The sequence below is a fragment of the Bacillus sp. AM1(2019) genome (genome assembly GCF_009906915.1).
Classification (GTDB): Bacteria; Bacillota; Bacilli; order Bacillales; family Bacillaceae; genus Bacillus; species Bacillus velezensis.
On record NZ_CP047644.1, the window covers coordinates 625,345 to 640,411 of the forward strand.

Sequence of the window (15,067 nt, forward strand, 5' to 3'; positions counted from 1 at the left end):
AAAAAAACCGCTGTGCAGTTTTCCTGCCCGCGGTTTTTTCGTATTATCTGTTCTTGATTTGAGAAATAATAGCGGAAGTGACATCTTCCGCTGAATGTTTTCCGCCGACATCAGGAGTCAGAATGCCGCTGTTTGTGACCGTTTCAATAGATTGTAAGAGGAGATGGCCCAGTTCCTCTTCTCCGAATGAATCGAGCATTAATTTCGCCGTCCATATTTGGCCTATAGGATTGGCAATTCCTTTTCCGACAATATCCGGGGCGGAGCCGTGAACAGGCTCAAACATGGAAGGGTATTTGCCGTTTACATTGATGTTGGCTGCGGGAGCGATTCCGATGCTTCCCATAATCGCCGCGCCGATATCTGTCAGCACATCTCCGAACAAATTCGAAGCGACAATGACATCAAAGCGTTCCGGCTGCGTGACAAAGAAGGCCGCCAGTGCATCGATGTGCTGGGAATCCGTCTCAATCCCGGCGTACTCCCGGCTGACCTCTTTAAAGATGTCATCCCAGAACGGCATCGAGTGAATAATACCGTTTGATTTCGTCGCGCTTGTGACGTGTTTCCGCCGACTTTCCGCCAGTTCGAAAGCATACCGCATCACTCTTTCCGTACCCCGGCGGGAAAAGACCGCGTTTTGTATGGCGATTTCGTCCTCACCCTGATAGATTCTGCCGCCGACAGAGCTGTACTCGCCCTCACTGTTTTCGCGGACGACTATCAGATCAAAATCCTTCGGGTTAACGAGGGGGGAAGTGATTCCCGGCAGGAGCTTTGCCGGCCGCACATTAATCACCTGTTCAAATTCCCGGCGTATCTTAATGAGCAGCCCCCACAGCGAAACATGATCGGGGACGAGTTTTTGATTCCCCACCGCTCCCAAAAACAAAGCATCAAAGTGCTGTAACGTTTCTAATCCATCATCCGGCATCATAGTCCCGTGCTCCAAATAATACTCGCAGCTCCACGGAAAAGAAGTGAAATCAAAGGCAATGCCTCCATGTAATTCGGCGATCGCGTTCAACACCCGCTCCGCTTGCGGAATTGTTTCTTTCCCCACACCGTCCCCCGGTATGCTGGCAATCTTGTAAGTTTTCATGTTTCCGTCACCTCTGAATGAATTGTTTTCGGTTTACGGCGGACCGTCGACCGTCGTTCATCATAATTCCATATTACGCCACATCCGATATGCTGACAAGCTCGGGAATGTTGCTTCCATAGATAAACTGTTATATGATCATGGTAACAATAAGGCCTAAATTGTATGAAGAGGTAGGAAAGATGGATAATTTTAAATTAGATAAGCCAATCCCGTATTATCTGCAATTTTATTCCCAATTGAAAAAAATGATATTTGACGGGAATTTTAAACCGGGTGAACGGCTGAATGAGACTCAGCTGGCCAAGGATTTCGGAGTCAGCCGGTCGCCGGTCAGAGAAGCCATGCGGCTCCTTGAAAAGGACGGGCTTTTGACGGCAGACGATCGAAACGGCTTTGTCATTTATTCTTTGTCCGTTAAGGATGTTGAAGAGATTTATAAAATCAGAATGTCACTTGAATCACTGGCGGTCGAACTCGTTATTGATGAAGCGGCTGAGAGTGAAATTGACCTCATTGAAAAACAGCTGCGGGAGACGGAAGAAGCCATCAATAAAGGCGTCAAAGAGACTGAGATTATTTCCTTAAACGAGTCGTTTCATCGGCTCCTTGTGGATTTCAGCCGCAACAGCCGGCTGGCCATGCTGCTTGAGCATGTCAATGTGCTGATTAATTTTTGCAGAGTTCTTAATTTTAAAGGCGATGACCGTGCGGAGGTTATCCTGCATGAGCACCGGAAAGTCTTTGAAGAAATAAAAAAGGGCGATAAAACAAAAGCCGTGCAATATATGACGGAGCATCTCAAGCATGATGAAGAACATCTGAAAGGCGTGCTCAAAGCGGGAGAAACAGACGAATCATCACGATAGACAAGGTGAAAAGCCTTGTCTTTTTTTTTGCCGATGTCATCGAACCGTCATAAAGACCTGACGGATGTTCCTTGCATGATTTTTTCCGCGTCATTTATGATGGATATGGAAGAGACGCAAAAAAGGCAAAGGAGTTTGAAAAATGGCGAAACATATTCTGATGATCAATTTTCCCGCAGAAGGACACGTAAACCCGACTTTGGGTATGACAAAGGCCTTCAGCGAACGGGGCGATCACGTTCATTATATCTCAACGGAAAAATACAAAAGCAGACTGGAAGGAGTAGGGGCGAAAGTTCATCTTCACAGCGATCTGCTCAGAATGACACCTATTGATCCCGGCAGTCCGTCCGGTATACTTGCATTTTTAAAGGTTCATATCAAAACGTCACTGGAGATTTTACATATTGTGCAGCGGCTGGCAGAGGACATTCAATTCGACGCCGTCTATTATGATAAATTCGGTGCGGGAGAGCTGGTGCGGGATTATCTCAACATCCCCGGCATCTCTTCTTCAGCATCCTTCCTGTTCAATGAAGACCGTCTGAAAATACTGCCGCTCCATCCGGAATCGGGCGTGCCGTTTCAGCCGGACAGGGAATGTGAAGAGCTGTTGGCCGAGATGAAAGACAAATACGGTGTCGCCCCTGACAGCATGGTTCAATTTATGAACAACACAGGTGAATTGAACGTCGTCTATACAAGCAGATATTTTCAGCCCAAAAGCGAGACGTTCGGAGATGAGTATTTATTTATCGGTCCGAGTTTTCCGAAGAGAAAAGGGCGCGTCGACTTCCCGATTGACTCATTAAAGAATGAAAAAGTCATTTATATCTCAATGGGAACGGTGCTCGGGGACACAGAAGCGTTTTTCAATCTGTGCATAGACGCGTTCTCAGATTTTGAAGGAAAAGTAGTCATTGCCGCCGGGGAAAAAGCCGATCTGTCGAAAATCAAACAGGCGCCGGAAAACTTTATCATCGCTCCGTACGTGCCGCAGCTTGAAGTGCTGGAGCAGGCCGACGTGTTTGTCACGCATGGCGGAATGAACAGTGTAAATGAAGGCATTCATTATCAAGTGCCGCTGGTGGTCATCCCGCACGATAAAGACCAGCCGATGGTTGCGCGCCGCCTGACTGAATTGGATGCAGGCTATACCGTGCAAAAAGATGAAGTAAGCGCTGAAAAGGTAAGGCTTGCCGCGGAAGAAGTGCTGCATAACGGAAAATACAAACAAGGCATTCAAGCCATTAATGAAAGCTTTAAAGAATGTACGGACATGAAGGATGTTCTGGCCCGGATCGACCGGTTTATTGAACAAAAACATGCTCAATAATACATGGAAAAAGCCTGTTTCCTCTGCAAAAGGGAAACAGGCTTTTTATAATGGCTTTTAGATGATGTGATGTTCTTCATTTGCAAGTTTCACAAGAGTCAGAAGAGATTCTGCCTCACGTGCGTCGAGTGTTTTTGCCAGACGGTCTTTTTCAAAGATCTGCTGGCCGAAGACATTCACTGACGCCTGGTCAACCGCCGTGTGCCAGTCCTTTTGTGAATGATTCTCAGAAAAAGAGAAAACGAACACGGCAAAGACCGCTATAAGCATCGCCATGACCCAAAATTTTTGCCGATTTCCTGCTGCTGACATAGGCCGCCTCCTAAACATTTTACTGGTATTAGATCATATATGAGCTGTTTTTAACAGAGTAAAGAAGTCATTATTTCAGGTAGTCCAAATGAAACGGAGCACAGCCGAAAGCCCGCCGGACAGGCCGATGAGCCAATTCATATTTTGTTCATATTTTATTAAAAGTTTATCCAAGCCTGTCCTTTACAGTAGATATAACCACAAAATGCTGCTGAAAGGAGCCTTTAAAAAATGCATATTCATATGATCAACAAAAACCAGTTTGAGAGTGACTTGGAGGCGGCCGGCTTCAGCCGTCAGGCAGATGATATTATCGGCAAAATGAAAGAGTACGTAACGGAATACGCGGCTTCATCCGAACGGTTCCTGATTGAAATTCAAACCGTCATGAACGAATACAAAGCCGTCGTCTGCGCGATGTTTTCGACCATGGAAATTGCCGGTGCAAATAAAGACGAGAAGCATGTTGAATTTGAAGCCTGCACAGTATTGTGTGAATAAAAGACATTCATCAAACCTCCGCGGCTGCCTGAAGCGGCAGTATACTGACTGGTGTTTCGAGAAGGGAAAATATTGAAACTTCTATAGCGGCCGTTCGTATAAAAGAGTAAATCAGCTTGTATATGGAGGTTCGTGAAATGAACGATAAGAAAAAACAAGCTTTTGAACAGCTTTTCAGCACTTTAGACGAAAGGCATGAAATAAACGGCGCTGTATTGGCAGCGGAAAACGGCCGCATCTTATACCAGGGGTCATTCGGCGCTGCAGAACTGAATACAAAGAGGATGCTGAATGACCAATCGGTCTTTGAATTGGCCTCAGTATCGAAGCCGTTTACAGCTTTGGGCGTTATCATTTTAGAGCAGCAAGGGAAGCTGCGTTATGACGATATGATAGAGCGGTGGCTTCCTGATTTTCCTTATCCGGGTATTACCATTCGGCATTTACTCCATCATACGTCAGGATTGCCGGACTATATGGGGTTGTTCTTAACACATTGGGACCGGGACAGAATTGCCGTTAATCAAGATGTGATCGATATGCTTAAGCAGCATAAGCCGGATGCTTATTTCCCGCCGGGCAAGGAGTGGCTGTACAGTAATACGGGGTATGTGGTGTTAGCGGTTATTATAGAAATTGTATCAGGCATGAGTTTTGCTGAATTTATGAAACAAGCCGTATTTCATCCGCTTCGTATGCACGATACGCGGATTTATAACAGAAGGCTGAGTAAAGAAAACATCCCGAACTATGCATATGGCTATGTGTATGATGTTCATTCCGGAGAATATGTGCTGCCGGATGAACTTGAGGAAACTGATTATGTCGTCTTTCTTGACGGAATTCAAGGTGACGGAACCGTTAACTCCGCTATTAGAGATTTATATCTGTTTGATCAGGCTCTTTATACGGAAGAAATCATCAGCAAAGAGTCTAAAAATCAAGCGTTTACACCGGGCTATTGGAATGAAGAAGAGCAATTCGGATACGGATTTGGCTGGATGATTCAAAACAGCCGGCAAAAAGGGAAGGTTATCAGTCACGACGGAGGCTGGCCGGGCTATTCAACTCTGATGATCCGGTATATTGACCAGAATAAAACACTGATTTATCTCAGCAATATGGAACAATCGTATCAATTTGAACAAGCTGTAATTGCCGCGGCTGTAAACATCTTATTTGATCAGCCATACGTGATTCCGAAACGTCCGGCAGATCAGAAAAAAGCAGATATCGATCCTGCGATTTACAGCAGATTTACCGGCAATTACTCATTTCAGGATGACACACATGCATCGGTGGCGGTAAAAGAAAACCGATTGTATCTTACAATAGACGGGCAGACACCATTCGAAATATTCCCAATGACGGAAACCCGTTATTTTGTCAGGGCGCTGCCGCTTGAAATTGGATTTGCAGGTGATAAAGCACAAACAGCCCCGCATTTTGTTTTATATCAGGACGGCACAGAAGAAACGGCTGTGAGGATAGACTGAGTGACATGCAAAACAAAACCGCCGTCCTGAGAAGACGGCGGTAATAGAAAAGTCAAACCCCTTTGATGACGCGAAATTTTCTTTTCGGCTCTGACATAAATATAGAAGAAAAAATCATAGCTCCGAGCATTGTGATGTATTCCATATAAAGCGAAACTTCTGCCAAAACCAACCCCGCAATCATTAAAACAGCGCCCAATACCACCGCAAAAACCTTCGTTTTCATGATGAGTTCCCCCTATTATCTGATAATTGAATTATACTGCATCTCCATTAATGTGTACATTTTGTGAACAATTTCACCTGATGAAAGGCAATAAAGAGAGATTTGAAGAATTAGGAGAAATGACAGGCCATCTTTTTGTTTTACCGAAGAAACGAAAGGGAAAGTGAAAAATCAAAAAGGCAAAGGAGTTCTTGAAATGAAAGCGAGACTATTTTTATTCAGCATGTTTCTCCTGATCCCCGTTCTGGCGCTTGCCGGATGCAACAGCCAATCTTCAGGAGGAAGCGAAAAAGCGAAAGACAAAGAAACGCACTCTCACGAAGACATGAATCACTCAGGTTCATCCGAGGTGCCGAAAGGTTTAAAGAAGGCCGAAAATCCGACTTATAAGGTCGGCAGTGACGTCATGATTTTAGCTTCTCATATGAAAGGCATGAAAAATGCGCAAGGAACCGTAAAAGGTGCTTATGATACAACGGTTTACAGTGTATCTTACACTCCGGAAACGGGAGGAAAGCGCGTCGAAGATCATAAATGGGTCATTCAGGAAGAGCTGAAGGGCGCCGGTAATAAAACGCTAAAACCGGGTGACAAGGCCGTGATCGAGGCATCCCATATGAAAGGCATGAAGGGCGCCGAAGCCGTTATTGATTCAGCCAAAAAGACAACCGTTTATATGGTCGACTATACACCGACTGACGGCGGCCAAAAAGTAACCAATCATAAATGGGTGACAGAAGACGAGCTTGCTGCCGCAAAATAAAAAGACCGCCAAAGCCGAAGGAACTCCTTTGGCTTTTTTGCGGTCTCACATTTATGCGGATTTTCTTTTCAAAGCGGGTCTCGTTAAAGAGAATACAGCTAACGCGACAGCGATAATGACAATCAAACCTCCGCACCAGGCTGTTGCTGTGACTGAACCGGTTTGTCCGATCACGCCGCCGCCGATGGCTGACCCGAGCGCGATGCCGATCTGCAAAGCGGACGTGTTGAAGCTTTGCTGAATATCGGAAGACTCAGGTGCAATTTTGATTAAATAGCTTTGCTGCGCCGGCGCAAGGCTCCAGCTGAGCAATCCCCAGATCACCATCGCAGGCAGGAAAATGATTAAAGAAACCGTTGTCAGCGGAAGAATAAACAGGATCAGAGCGAAAGAAACGGTCACAAGCATGATGCTTTTAAATGCCCCTAAGCGGTCATACAGCCAGCCTCCGAACGGGCCGCCGCATACCGCTGACAGACCGAACAAAAAGTAGCATACACTGACCCAAACGGAACTCAAATGAAGCGTTCTTTCCAAAAAAGGCGCAAAGTAGGCATAGAGTGTGTAATGCCCCGCCAATGTAAACAAGGTGACAAGATGTGCGCTGGCAATTTTGGCGGTCCCGATCGTCTTGATCTGCTCACGAAACGGAATCATTTTTTCAGCAGGTATTTTTTCGAAAAAGACGCTGATAATCAGCATGGAAACGAGAGATAATACGCCGATTCCCAAGAACAGAACGCGCCATCCGAAGGCATTGCTGATGATAATACCGACAGGCACGCCTAAAGCGATTGCGGAGCTGAACCCCATGAAAATGATGCCGATCGCCCGCGCTCTGTATTCAGGTGCCACGATTTTAGGAGCAATCGTTAAAGAAAGGACGACAATCAGCCCTGTGCTCATGGAAGCGAGCACCCGTGACACCATAAGTACGGCGAAATTGGGACTGAAATAAGCGACCAGATTACTTAGGAAGAAAATAAACAGTGCGATTAAATAAAGCCGCTTTCGTTCAGCCTTTGCCGTCACTGCCAAAAGCAGCGGGCCGGATACCGCGTAACCGAGCGCAAACACGCTGATCAGCTGCCCTGCGCTGACGATGGATATATCTAAGTCGGAAGCGATTTGCGGAAGAATACCGCCCACAATTAATTCAACCAATCCGACTGCGATGGTAGATGCTGCAAGCAGAAATACTTTGAAATTCATGTACAGATACTCCTTTTTTTATTTTTTAGAAAATAAAAAATCCTGATTACAAAAAGTGTACGGGACAATTTTTGTAATCAGGATTTTACGGTTCCTGGTAGACACCCTCAAACCATATCATTGAGGTTATACAATGTATGCAATATTCGGTTGTGTCCGTTTCTGCAAAAAATTCTACCATAATAGTGAGGGAGATTCCATAGAAAATTCGAGGAAATCCTTTCAAATTTCAATATCGGCGGCTGTAACGTCATTGATGAAGCAGGGAAAAAAATTTATGATAACCGTAAGGAGTCTATACAGATCAAACATTATACAGCCGGAGGAAACCGATGAATAAGTACGAAAAAATCGCCAACGAAATGAGAAAGAGGATTAAAAGCAGTGTATATGACATAGATCAGCCGATCCCGGATGAAAAGACGCTCGCTGCGGAGTTCGGGTGCAGCCGGATGACGATGAAGCGGGCGCTTGATACACTTGCGGCTGAAGGAATGCTTTTCAGAAAAAGAGGGCATGGCACGTTTATCATTCAATCAGCCATGCAGGATGAACACGTTCACGTAGTCAGCAACGAAATTCTCGGCTTGAGCAATTTGTTAAAAGGCAAAGATATCAAGAGCAAGGTCATCCGGTTTGAAGTGCAGTTTCCGTCTCAAGATGTCGCCGCACATTTGGCCATCGATGAAAAGACTCCCGTCTATTATGTAGTGAGGCTCAGAATCGTTGAAGGCGAACCGTACGTTCTTGAAAAAACGTACATGCCGGCGAGCCTTATACCCGGCATTAATGACGAGGTGCTCAACCATTCCATCTACGATCATATTACGCGGGAACTCCAGCTCAAAATCGCAGGCTCACACAGAAAAATCAGAGCGTGCAAGTCGGATGATATGGATCAGCAATATCTCGGCTGCCGGCCGGATGACCCGATACTTGAAGTCGAGCATGTAGGCTTTTTGGACAACGGCACTCCCTTTGAATATTCATTTTCCCGCCACCGTCATGACAAGTTTGTCGTGACCTCAGTCAATATAAAACGTTCATAAAAGCGCCGAAGAGTGAGAGAAAAACTCACTCTTTTTTTGTTGCCGCTGATTTACATCTTCGCTTCTTTTATGTTATATTACCCAATGATAGAATCATCCTACAAATTTCAGAGGTGTTTTGATGGAGATATCCAAAACAAGCAGACTGTCGCTCGTAGAACAAGTGGTGGCGCAAATTGAATCGTTAATTCAATCGGATAAATGGCCGGTCGGGACGCGCATTCCCCCTGAGCTGGATTTAATGAAGCAATTTGATGTGAGCCGAAACACATTGCGTGAGGCCATTCGGGCGCTCGTACATGCCGGCCTGCTTCAGACAAGGCAGGGGAGCGGTACGTATGTCAGCTCATCCAGTGTTCTCGGCGCGGCATTTTACCGCCATATTAAAAAATCAAATTTGCTTGAAACATTAGAAGTCAGGTACGCACTCGAAAGAGAAGCTGCACGATTGGCGGCGGAAAGGCGTAATGACGAAGATTTGAAAGCACTGAAGGCATGCTTGGATGAATGTGAAGCGGCCTTGCAAAATGAAGATCGAAAACGGTATGCCGAAGCCGACATTAAGCTGCACAAAACCATTGTACAGGCGGCCCATAACAACATGCTTTCTGATCTATACGAGCATATGACGGAGGCGCTTTGTGCGTCAGTCCATAACCTGTTGGAAATCACCCCTGCTATCCGGATCCACACCCAGCTTGCCGCCGCGATTATCGGACAGAAACCGGATCAGGCCATGGAGGCCGTCAACCAATACATCAGAGTATTTAAAGATACAATACACATGGAGGATGAACATGAAAATTAAAGACGAACATCAAATTCTGCAAGCAAGTCAGCGTAAAAAACTGATATTGCTGGTCATCGGAGTCATATTGATAGGGGCCAACCTCAGAGCGCCTCTGACATCGGTCGGACCGCTCGTTTCCTCAATTCGGGACAGCCTCGGCATGACCAATGCGGCTGCCGGCACCATTACGACAGTGCCGCTTTTGGCCTTTGCATGTCTGTCGCCGTTTGTTCCTTTATTGTCGCGGCGCTTCGGGACCGAGATTGTCTTACTGTCATCATTAATTGTCCTGACAGCCGGAACTCTGCTGCGCTCCATCGCCGGAATCGGCACTCTCTTTTTCGGAACGATCCTGTTGGGATTGTCGATCGCCGTATGCAACGTCCTGCTGCCGAGTCTCATTAAACATAAGTTTCCCGGAAATTTAGGCATCATGACCGGCGTCTACTCGGTTTCTATGAATCTGTGCGGCGCGATTGCATCCGGCATCAGCGTGCCGATCGCCTCTTCAGCGGGGTTAGGCTGGAAAGGCGCGCTCGGCTGCTGGGCTATCCTTTCTTTCATTGCGTTTGTCATGTGGATTCCGCAAATGCGAGGACGCGAACTGCCCGTCCGCACGACTGGGACAAACGGAGAGAAGAAAAGCAGTCTGCTGCGGTCTCCGCTGGCTTGGAAGGTGACGATGTTCATGGGGCTGCAATCCCTTATTTTTTACACCGTCATCGCTTGGCTGCCGGAAATTCTTCAGCAGAATGGACTCAGCTCAAGTAAGGCGGGATGGATGCTTTCATTAATGCAATTCTCAGTCCTGCCGATTACTTTTATCGTGCCGATCGCTGCCGCTAAAATGAAAAATCAGCGCGCACTCGCCGGACTGACGGCTTTATTTTTCCTTATCGGCATTGCCGGCGTTCTTTTCGGAAGCCCGGCTCTCACTCCGCTATGGGTCATTTTGATCGGAATTGCGGGAGGCTGTGCGTTCAGCTTGGCGATGATGTTCTTCAGCCTGCGGACCCAGCATGTTCATGAAGCCGCGGCGCTTTCCGGCATGGCCCAGTCATTCGGATACCTGCTTGCCGCGTTCGGCCCGCTCGTATTCGGTTTGCTGCATGACATCACGCGCGGCTGGACGGTTCCGTTATTCATGCTGATCGCAGTCTCCGTTCTGATTTTCATTTTCGGAGTCGGAGCGGGAAAAGCGGAACAGATCAAAACAGCATAAAAAAACAAAGGGCCCGCTTCGGGTCCTTTGTTTTTTATTTAAAAAGCTGTCTCAGGCCGTCACGCTGTCAGTTTTAAGCCGATGACACCGATGAGGATAAGCCCCAGAGACACCAATTGTGACAGATTGAATTTTTCTTTAAACCAAAGTATGCCCACGGCCGAAACGCCGATGCTTCCCATGCCGGTCCAAGCCGCATACGCGACACCTGTGGGAAGAACCTGCATCGCTCCGGAAAGGCAAAAGAATGAAAGCATAAAGCCTGTTACCATGACAATCAGCGGCCACTTTTTTTTAAAACCGTCAATATGTTTCATGGCAACGGCCGCTACAACTTCCTCCGCTCCGGCAATAAATAACAGCAGCCATGCCATTAATGTTCACCCCTTGTTTCAGTTTCTTTCGTAAATACCTTCATTCCTAAAATGCCGGACAACAGCAAAGCTAAAAAGATTATTTGCCCGATTGAAAACGATTCGCCTAAAATGACGCCCGTTACATATGTGCCGACGGTGCCTATTCCGACAAAAACGGTATATGCGGCAGCCATCGGAATTTTTTTATAAGAGCGGATCAGCATCAGAAAGCTGACGGCAATCAGAAGGAAAATACCAATCCAATCGAAGAGCGAATCCGCATGCTTCAGGGCGGACGCCCAAACGACTTCTAACAGTCCGGCTATCAATACAAGCAGCCAATACATGATACAGTCACCTCAGTTAGTTATGAATGAATGTCAGTCATTTTTACGGCGGTCGAAAATGATCGGTCTCCGCCAATCATTTCTGCAAGCTTCTTTTGAGAAAGCTGAATATTTCTTTTTTATATACTTCGAGATCGACATCCTGTTCACAGCCGATATAAAACCGTTCAGCCGCGTTCTCGACAACGTTGATAATCGTTCTGGCCGTCCATCTGACATGAATGCCGCTGTGGACCTCACCCTGTTCAATGGCCGTATTGATCACGCCTTCCAGCCAGGAATAATAAGGCTGATAAATGGCTTCCCATTTCTCCATCGAATGATCGATAGCAAGACCGGAATAACAGAGAACGATAATATCTTTATGAAGCCGGGTGATGTGAAATGTCTCATCTACCAAAATGTCCAGCAACGTCCAAAAATCTTCAGAACCGTCCGTTTTCCCTTTTATTCTGTCCAGCGTAGTGTCGAGCAGGTTTTCTGCAATCGCGGATATCAGTGCGTTTTTAGAAGAAAAATATAAGTAAAACGTACCTTGGGCCGTGCCGGCTTTTTTGACGATTTCTGAAATGGATGCTTTGTCTAATCCTTTTTCAGAAATGACTTCAATCGCGGCTTGCAGGATCTTTTCGTATTTTCCCGAGCTTTGTTTTGCCAATAGAGGGGTTCCTCCTTTTATGAATGACTGTCATTCATTTTATCGCATGTTCGCTTTTTTGTCATCCTTTAAAATAAAAATACCGGAAAGAAGACCAAACTTCTTTCCGGCATTCGTCATTTATCACTGTCGATCATAGCCTTCGGCAGTCCCGTATATTTTGCCCAGTAATAAATACCGAGCGAACCGATGGCGATCAGAATCAGGTCAAGCGGATTGCTGATAATGCCCAATCCGTGGCCGAACGAGCCGAGATAGGAGAAAATCAGCATCATGACATAAAAGCCGACGATCCACCATGCTGATTTCAGCTGCTGCCGTATGCTGACATCATCTTTGGGAGCATATTTACTGAAACAGAGATAGATCAGAAACATGACAATTTGAGAACCGAGAAGCCAGGATACGGTGCGCCATCCGGACCAATATACAATATAAGAGGTAAAAATAAACGACAGCGGTCCGATGATGCTCATCCCTTTTAAATAAAACGGTCTGTTAATATTCTTCGCGTTGACTCTCAGCGCCGCAGAAGAAATCGGCGCAATCGCATAAGACAGAATCAATGCGACGGAGCAAACGTTGACAAGAGCGTTCCAAGAAGGGAACGGAAGCGTCCAAAAAACAGCCAGACCGAACGAAAGCCAAAGGGAGGCACGCGGTGTCCCGGTTTCTTTATTGACTTTAGAAAAAATGCTGAATAATGTTCCGTTTCTGGCCCAGGCATAGACGAGACGTGAAGTCGTATTCATAAAGATATTTCCGTTACCGCCCGGTGATAAAATCGCATCTAAAATGACCAATGTCGCCAGCCACCCCAAACCGAGCAAAACGGCGATATCTTTGAACGGAAGGGAGAATTCAGTCCCGATAGCCGGCCATCCGTGCTTCAGGGTATCCGCCGGGATCGCCCCGATAAAAGTGAGCTGCAGCACGGTGTAAATAATAGTAGACACGATAATACAGACAATCAATGCGATCGGAATGTTCCGCTTCGGATTCTGCACTTCACTCGCGACAGCCACAATCGGATGCAGCCCAAGGTATGCAAACATGACGCCGCCTGTGGAAATCGCGGCCTGAATTCCGGTGAAGCCAAAAGGCGCGAATCCGTGAACGGTCATATTGCCCGGGTGAAAATGAAAAATCAGTACCACAATTACCGTAATCGGTACGACATATTTAAAAATCGAAATAATGAAGTTTGCTTTCGCAAAGGTTTTGACACTCCAGTAATTGAGGAGGAAGAACAGGCAGAGCAGCGCAAATTGCAATATCCACCCGGCAATTGTCGGAGAATCGGAGCCTTTTACGGTCAAACCGGGAAACCAATACGCCACGTATTGGCGGACTGCCGTGACTTCTATAGAAATAAGACTCGTGTATGCCACAATGGTGACAAAGGAAATTAAATATCCGACCAGGTGTCCGTGTGAATATACGGGGTACCGGATAATTCCCCCGGTCCGCGGCAGCGCGGCGCCCAGTTCCGCATAAACCAAGCCGATCAATAAGATGATTCCCCCGCCGATCAGCCAGGAAAAAATGCCTGATGGGCCCGCTTTAGAGGCGACGTTACTGACGGCAAACAGCCATGCCGAACCGAATATGGCTCCCATGCCGATTAAAATAAGATCAAAAAGTGACATAGTTTTCTGGAAGTTTCCTTGCTTAGACATTCGCTGCCTCCTTAGAAAAGACATTGTTCTCTTTACATAATTCCCATTATCATTCAAACATACCCAGCCGGCCGGCTGGAAAATTAGGACAACTTTCGAAACGAAGTATGTACAGCAATGTGCTCACATTATAATAACGGCCGTATGGCAAGATCTCCCGGCTTATATTCCCCGTTTTAAACACATTCAAACCTCATATTCAGAAAAACAAAAAACGCCCGAAACAGGCGTTTTTTGTTACAAGTTCATATCTTTCAGTCCGGGGCTGTGCTCATTCGGAAGCTCGGGAAGTTCCGGCACGGGGAAACCTTTAGGAGGCTCGGACACACTTAATTCGCCGCCGTTTCGGCTCGGCGTCGTTCCCTGCAGAATTTCTCCGATCCGTGTCGGATCCAGTCTGAAATTAAATTGGGTATTATGATAACCCATCTCAACGAATTTTCGGCATTCCGGGTATTTTTCAATATCATAATTCGGCACGGGAAATAATTTGCCCCATTCGACACCCAGTGTTTCCAACGCTTTTGTAAATGCATTTTGATGGGCGTTGTCACGGACGATCAGAAATCCGAGTGTTTCTCTGAACGTCTGATTTGAACTCATTTCATAAATGCGTGTCTTTTGCAGCACGCCGGTTGATTCCAGCACGACATTGTCCAATAAATCGGAAATCAGATTCCCGTGGTTGTATACCCAAGACCCGTTCCATGGATTGCCGCCGGCGTCTACAGGAAGAGAACTTTGCGCCCCGATGATAAAATGGTGCGGATTGGCGTGTTTCACCGCTTCATCAAGCGGCGCCTGATCTGCTGCCTGATTTCCGGCGCCCTCACCGCCGCTTTCATCTAGCAGCGCATTGATCGTACTTTGGACGAGTTCAACGTGTGCGATCTCTTCTAAAAATACACCGCGAAGCAGATCGCGGAACTGTTTTTCTTTTCCTCTGAAATTAGAGCTTTGGAAAAAGTATTGCATCATCGTCCGCATTTCTCCGTAGTGCCCGCCTAAAATTTCCTGAAGCACCTTGGCCGCGGCCGGGTCCGGCTTGTCCGGTTTAATGATATTGATCAGCTCTTCTTTGTAATAATACATAAACAGCGCCCCCTGAAAGAAGTTTTTGGTTCTTCTGTTAGTGTCTTTGCAAAGTCA

17 protein-coding genes and 1 riboswitch are annotated in these 15,067 nt (G+C 46.4%); of the genes, 8 read left to right on the forward strand and 9 right to left on the reverse strand.

The window, feature by feature from the left end; all coding sequences use genetic code 11:
- Nucleotides 1-43: 43 nt before the first annotated feature.
- Complete coding sequence (locus GNE05_RS03330) at nt 44-1,102, reverse strand: tartrate dehydrogenase (RefSeq protein ID WP_109566737.1); 1,059 nt, start codon at nt 1,100-1,102, stop codon at nt 44-46.
- Between the two features lie 182 nt (nt 1,103-1,284).
- On the opposite strand from GNE05_RS03330, the gene GNE05_RS03335 reads away from it, so the two are divergent.
- Both GNE05_RS03335 and GNE05_RS03340 read left to right on the forward strand, forming a co-directional pair.
- Entirely contained in the window at nt 1,285-1,971 is a 687-nt protein-coding gene (locus GNE05_RS03335) for a GntR family transcriptional regulator (protein ID WP_160182435.1), read from the forward strand.
- Nucleotides 1,972-2,113: 142 nt separating this feature from the next.
- Nucleotides 2,114-3,307 (forward strand): macrolide family glycosyltransferase, encoded by a 1,194-nt coding sequence (locus GNE05_RS03340; RefSeq protein ID WP_022552678.1) that lies wholly within the window; start codon nt 2,114-2,116, stop codon nt 3,305-3,307.
- A 57-nt stretch (nt 3,308-3,364) separates the two neighbouring features.
- Here GNE05_RS03340 and GNE05_RS03345 read toward each other — a convergent pair whose 3' ends face one another.
- Nucleotides 3,365-3,619, reverse strand: a complete 255-nt coding sequence (locus tag GNE05_RS03345) for a hypothetical protein (RefSeq protein ID WP_014417054.1) — start codon at nt 3,617-3,619, stop codon at nt 3,365-3,367.
- 231 nt (nt 3,620-3,850) lie between these two features.
- On the opposite strand from GNE05_RS03345, the gene GNE05_RS03350 reads away from it, so the two are divergent.
- Both GNE05_RS03350 and GNE05_RS03355 read left to right on the forward strand, forming a co-directional pair.
- Nucleotides 3,851-4,120: a hypothetical protein gene (locus GNE05_RS03350; RefSeq protein WP_007409303.1), complete on the forward strand. Its 270-nt coding sequence runs from the start codon at nt 3,851-3,853 to the stop codon at nt 4,118-4,120.
- Nucleotides 4,121-4,257: 137 nt separating this feature from the next.
- Nucleotides 4,258-5,616, forward strand: a complete 1,359-nt coding sequence (locus GNE05_RS03355; RefSeq protein WP_160182436.1) for a serine hydrolase — start codon at nt 4,258-4,260, stop codon at nt 5,614-5,616.
- Nucleotides 5,617-5,668: 52 nt separating this feature from the next.
- Here the strand turns inward: GNE05_RS03355 and GNE05_RS20935 are convergent, their stop codons facing one another.
- Nucleotides 5,669-5,842, reverse strand: a complete 174-nt coding sequence (locus GNE05_RS20935; protein WP_007409301.1) for a hypothetical protein — start codon at nt 5,840-5,842, stop codon at nt 5,669-5,671.
- 196 nt (nt 5,843-6,038) lie between these two features.
- Here GNE05_RS20935 and GNE05_RS03360 point away from each other — a divergent pair, with 196 nt between their 5' ends.
- Complete coding sequence (locus GNE05_RS03360) at nt 6,039-6,605, forward strand: YdhK family protein (RefSeq protein WP_014417056.1); 567 nt, start codon at nt 6,039-6,041, stop codon at nt 6,603-6,605.
- Nucleotides 6,606-6,656: 51 nt separating this feature from the next.
- On the opposite strand, the gene GNE05_RS03365 is transcribed toward GNE05_RS03360, so the two are convergent.
- Complete coding sequence (locus GNE05_RS03365) at nt 6,657-7,817, reverse strand: MFS transporter (protein ID WP_007409299.1); 1,161 nt, start codon at nt 7,815-7,817, stop codon at nt 6,657-6,659.
- Nucleotides 7,818-7,871: 54 nt separating this feature from the next.
- A riboswitch (purine riboswitch) is annotated at nt 7,872-7,971 on the reverse strand.
- Nucleotides 7,972-8,149: 178 nt separating this feature from the next.
- On the opposite strand from GNE05_RS03365, the gene GNE05_RS03370 reads away from it, so the two are divergent.
- The 3 genes from GNE05_RS03370 to GNE05_RS03380 all read left to right on the forward strand — a co-directional run bounded on the left by GNE05_RS03370 (nt 8,150) and on the right by GNE05_RS03380 (nt 10,878).
- The gene (locus GNE05_RS03370) at nt 8,150-8,866 is read left to right on the forward strand and encodes a GntR family transcriptional regulator (protein ID WP_014417057.1); all 717 of its coding nucleotides are present in this window, start codon (nt 8,150-8,152) and stop codon (nt 8,864-8,866) included.
- 121 nt (nt 8,867-8,987) lie between these two features.
- Nucleotides 8,988-9,674 (forward strand): FadR/GntR family transcriptional regulator, encoded by a 687-nt coding sequence (locus tag GNE05_RS03375; RefSeq protein ID WP_014417058.1) that lies wholly within the window; start codon nt 8,988-8,990, stop codon nt 9,672-9,674.
- Nucleotides 9,664-10,878, forward strand: a complete 1,215-nt coding sequence (locus GNE05_RS03380; protein ID WP_021495016.1) for a CynX/NimT family MFS transporter — start codon at nt 9,664-9,666, stop codon at nt 10,876-10,878. Before GNE05_RS03375 ends, GNE05_RS03380 begins: the two co-directional genes overlap by 11 nt.
- Nucleotides 10,879-10,937: 59 nt before the next feature.
- Here the strand turns inward: GNE05_RS03380 and GNE05_RS03385 are convergent, their stop codons facing one another.
- From GNE05_RS03385 to GNE05_RS03405, 5 genes are all read right to left on the reverse strand, one after another.
- Nucleotides 10,938-11,252 carry a DMT family transporter gene (locus tag GNE05_RS03385; RefSeq protein ID WP_003156024.1) on the reverse strand — a complete coding sequence of 105 codons (315 nt, stop codon included), beginning with the start codon at nt 11,250-11,252 and terminating at the stop codon, nt 10,938-10,940.
- On the reverse strand, nt 11,252-11,581 hold the full coding sequence (locus GNE05_RS03390) for a DMT family transporter (RefSeq protein WP_021495015.1): 330 nt from the start codon (nt 11,579-11,581) through the stop codon (nt 11,252-11,254). Before GNE05_RS03390 ends, GNE05_RS03385 begins: the two co-directional genes overlap by 1 nt.
- A gap of 76 nt (nt 11,582-11,657) precedes the next feature.
- The gene (locus GNE05_RS03395) at nt 11,658-12,239 is read right to left on the reverse strand and encodes a TetR/AcrR family transcriptional regulator (RefSeq protein WP_007409294.1); all 582 of its coding nucleotides are present in this window, start codon (nt 12,237-12,239) and stop codon (nt 11,658-11,660) included.
- A 116-nt stretch (nt 12,240-12,355) separates the two neighbouring features.
- Nucleotides 12,356-13,918 carry an APC family permease gene (locus GNE05_RS03400; protein WP_017419163.1) on the reverse strand — a complete coding sequence of 521 codons (1,563 nt, stop codon included), beginning with the start codon at nt 13,916-13,918 and terminating at the stop codon, nt 12,356-12,358.
- Between the two features lie 237 nt (nt 13,919-14,155).
- The gene (locus GNE05_RS03405; protein WP_022552682.1) at nt 14,156-15,010 is read right to left on the reverse strand and encodes a manganese catalase family protein; all 855 of its coding nucleotides are present in this window, start codon (nt 15,008-15,010) and stop codon (nt 14,156-14,158) included.
- Nucleotides 15,011-15,067 lie beyond the last annotated feature (57 nt).

Coding starts and splice junctions, on each gene's coding strand:
- GNE05_RS03330 (WP_109566737.1), bottom strand. CDS start 1,102: ATGAAAACTTACAAGATTGCCAGCATACCGGGGGACGGTGTGGGGAAA.
- GNE05_RS03335 (WP_160182435.1), top strand. CDS start 1,285: ATGGATAATTTTAAATTAGATAAGCCAATCCCGTATTATCTGCAATTT.
- GNE05_RS03340 (WP_022552678.1), top strand. CDS start 2,114: ATGGCGAAACATATTCTGATGATCAATTTTCCCGCAGAAGGACACGTA.
- GNE05_RS03345 (WP_014417054.1), bottom strand. CDS start 3,619: ATGTCAGCAGCAGGAAATCGGCAAAAATTTTGGGTCATGGCGATGCTT.
- GNE05_RS03350 (WP_007409303.1), top strand. CDS start 3,851: ATGCATATTCATATGATCAACAAAAACCAGTTTGAGAGTGACTTGGAG.
- GNE05_RS03355 (WP_160182436.1), top strand. CDS start 4,258: ATGAACGATAAGAAAAAACAAGCTTTTGAACAGCTTTTCAGCACTTTA.
- GNE05_RS20935 (WP_007409301.1), bottom strand. CDS start 5,842: ATGAAAACGAAGGTTTTTGCGGTGGTATTGGGCGCTGTTTTAATGATT.
- GNE05_RS03360 (WP_014417056.1), top strand. CDS start 6,039: ATGAAAGCGAGACTATTTTTATTCAGCATGTTTCTCCTGATCCCCGTT.
- GNE05_RS03365 (WP_007409299.1), bottom strand. CDS start 7,817: ATGAATTTCAAAGTATTTCTGCTTGCAGCATCTACCATCGCAGTCGGA.
- GNE05_RS03370 (WP_014417057.1), top strand. CDS start 8,150: ATGAATAAGTACGAAAAAATCGCCAACGAAATGAGAAAGAGGATTAAA.
- GNE05_RS03375 (WP_014417058.1), top strand. CDS start 8,988: ATGGAGATATCCAAAACAAGCAGACTGTCGCTCGTAGAACAAGTGGTG.
- GNE05_RS03380 (WP_021495016.1), top strand. CDS start 9,664: ATGAAAATTAAAGACGAACATCAAATTCTGCAAGCAAGTCAGCGTAAA.
- GNE05_RS03385 (WP_003156024.1), bottom strand. CDS start 11,252: ATGGCATGGCTGCTGTTATTTATTGCCGGAGCGGAGGAAGTTGTAGCG.
- GNE05_RS03390 (WP_021495015.1), bottom strand. CDS start 11,581: ATGTATTGGCTGCTTGTATTGATAGCCGGACTGTTAGAAGTCGTTTGG.
- GNE05_RS03400 (WP_017419163.1), bottom strand. CDS start 13,918: ATGTCTAAGCAAGGAAACTTCCAGAAAACTATGTCACTTTTTGATCTT.
- GNE05_RS03405 (WP_022552682.1), bottom strand. CDS start 15,010: ATGTATTATTACAAAGAAGAGCTGATCAATATCATTAAACCGGACAAG.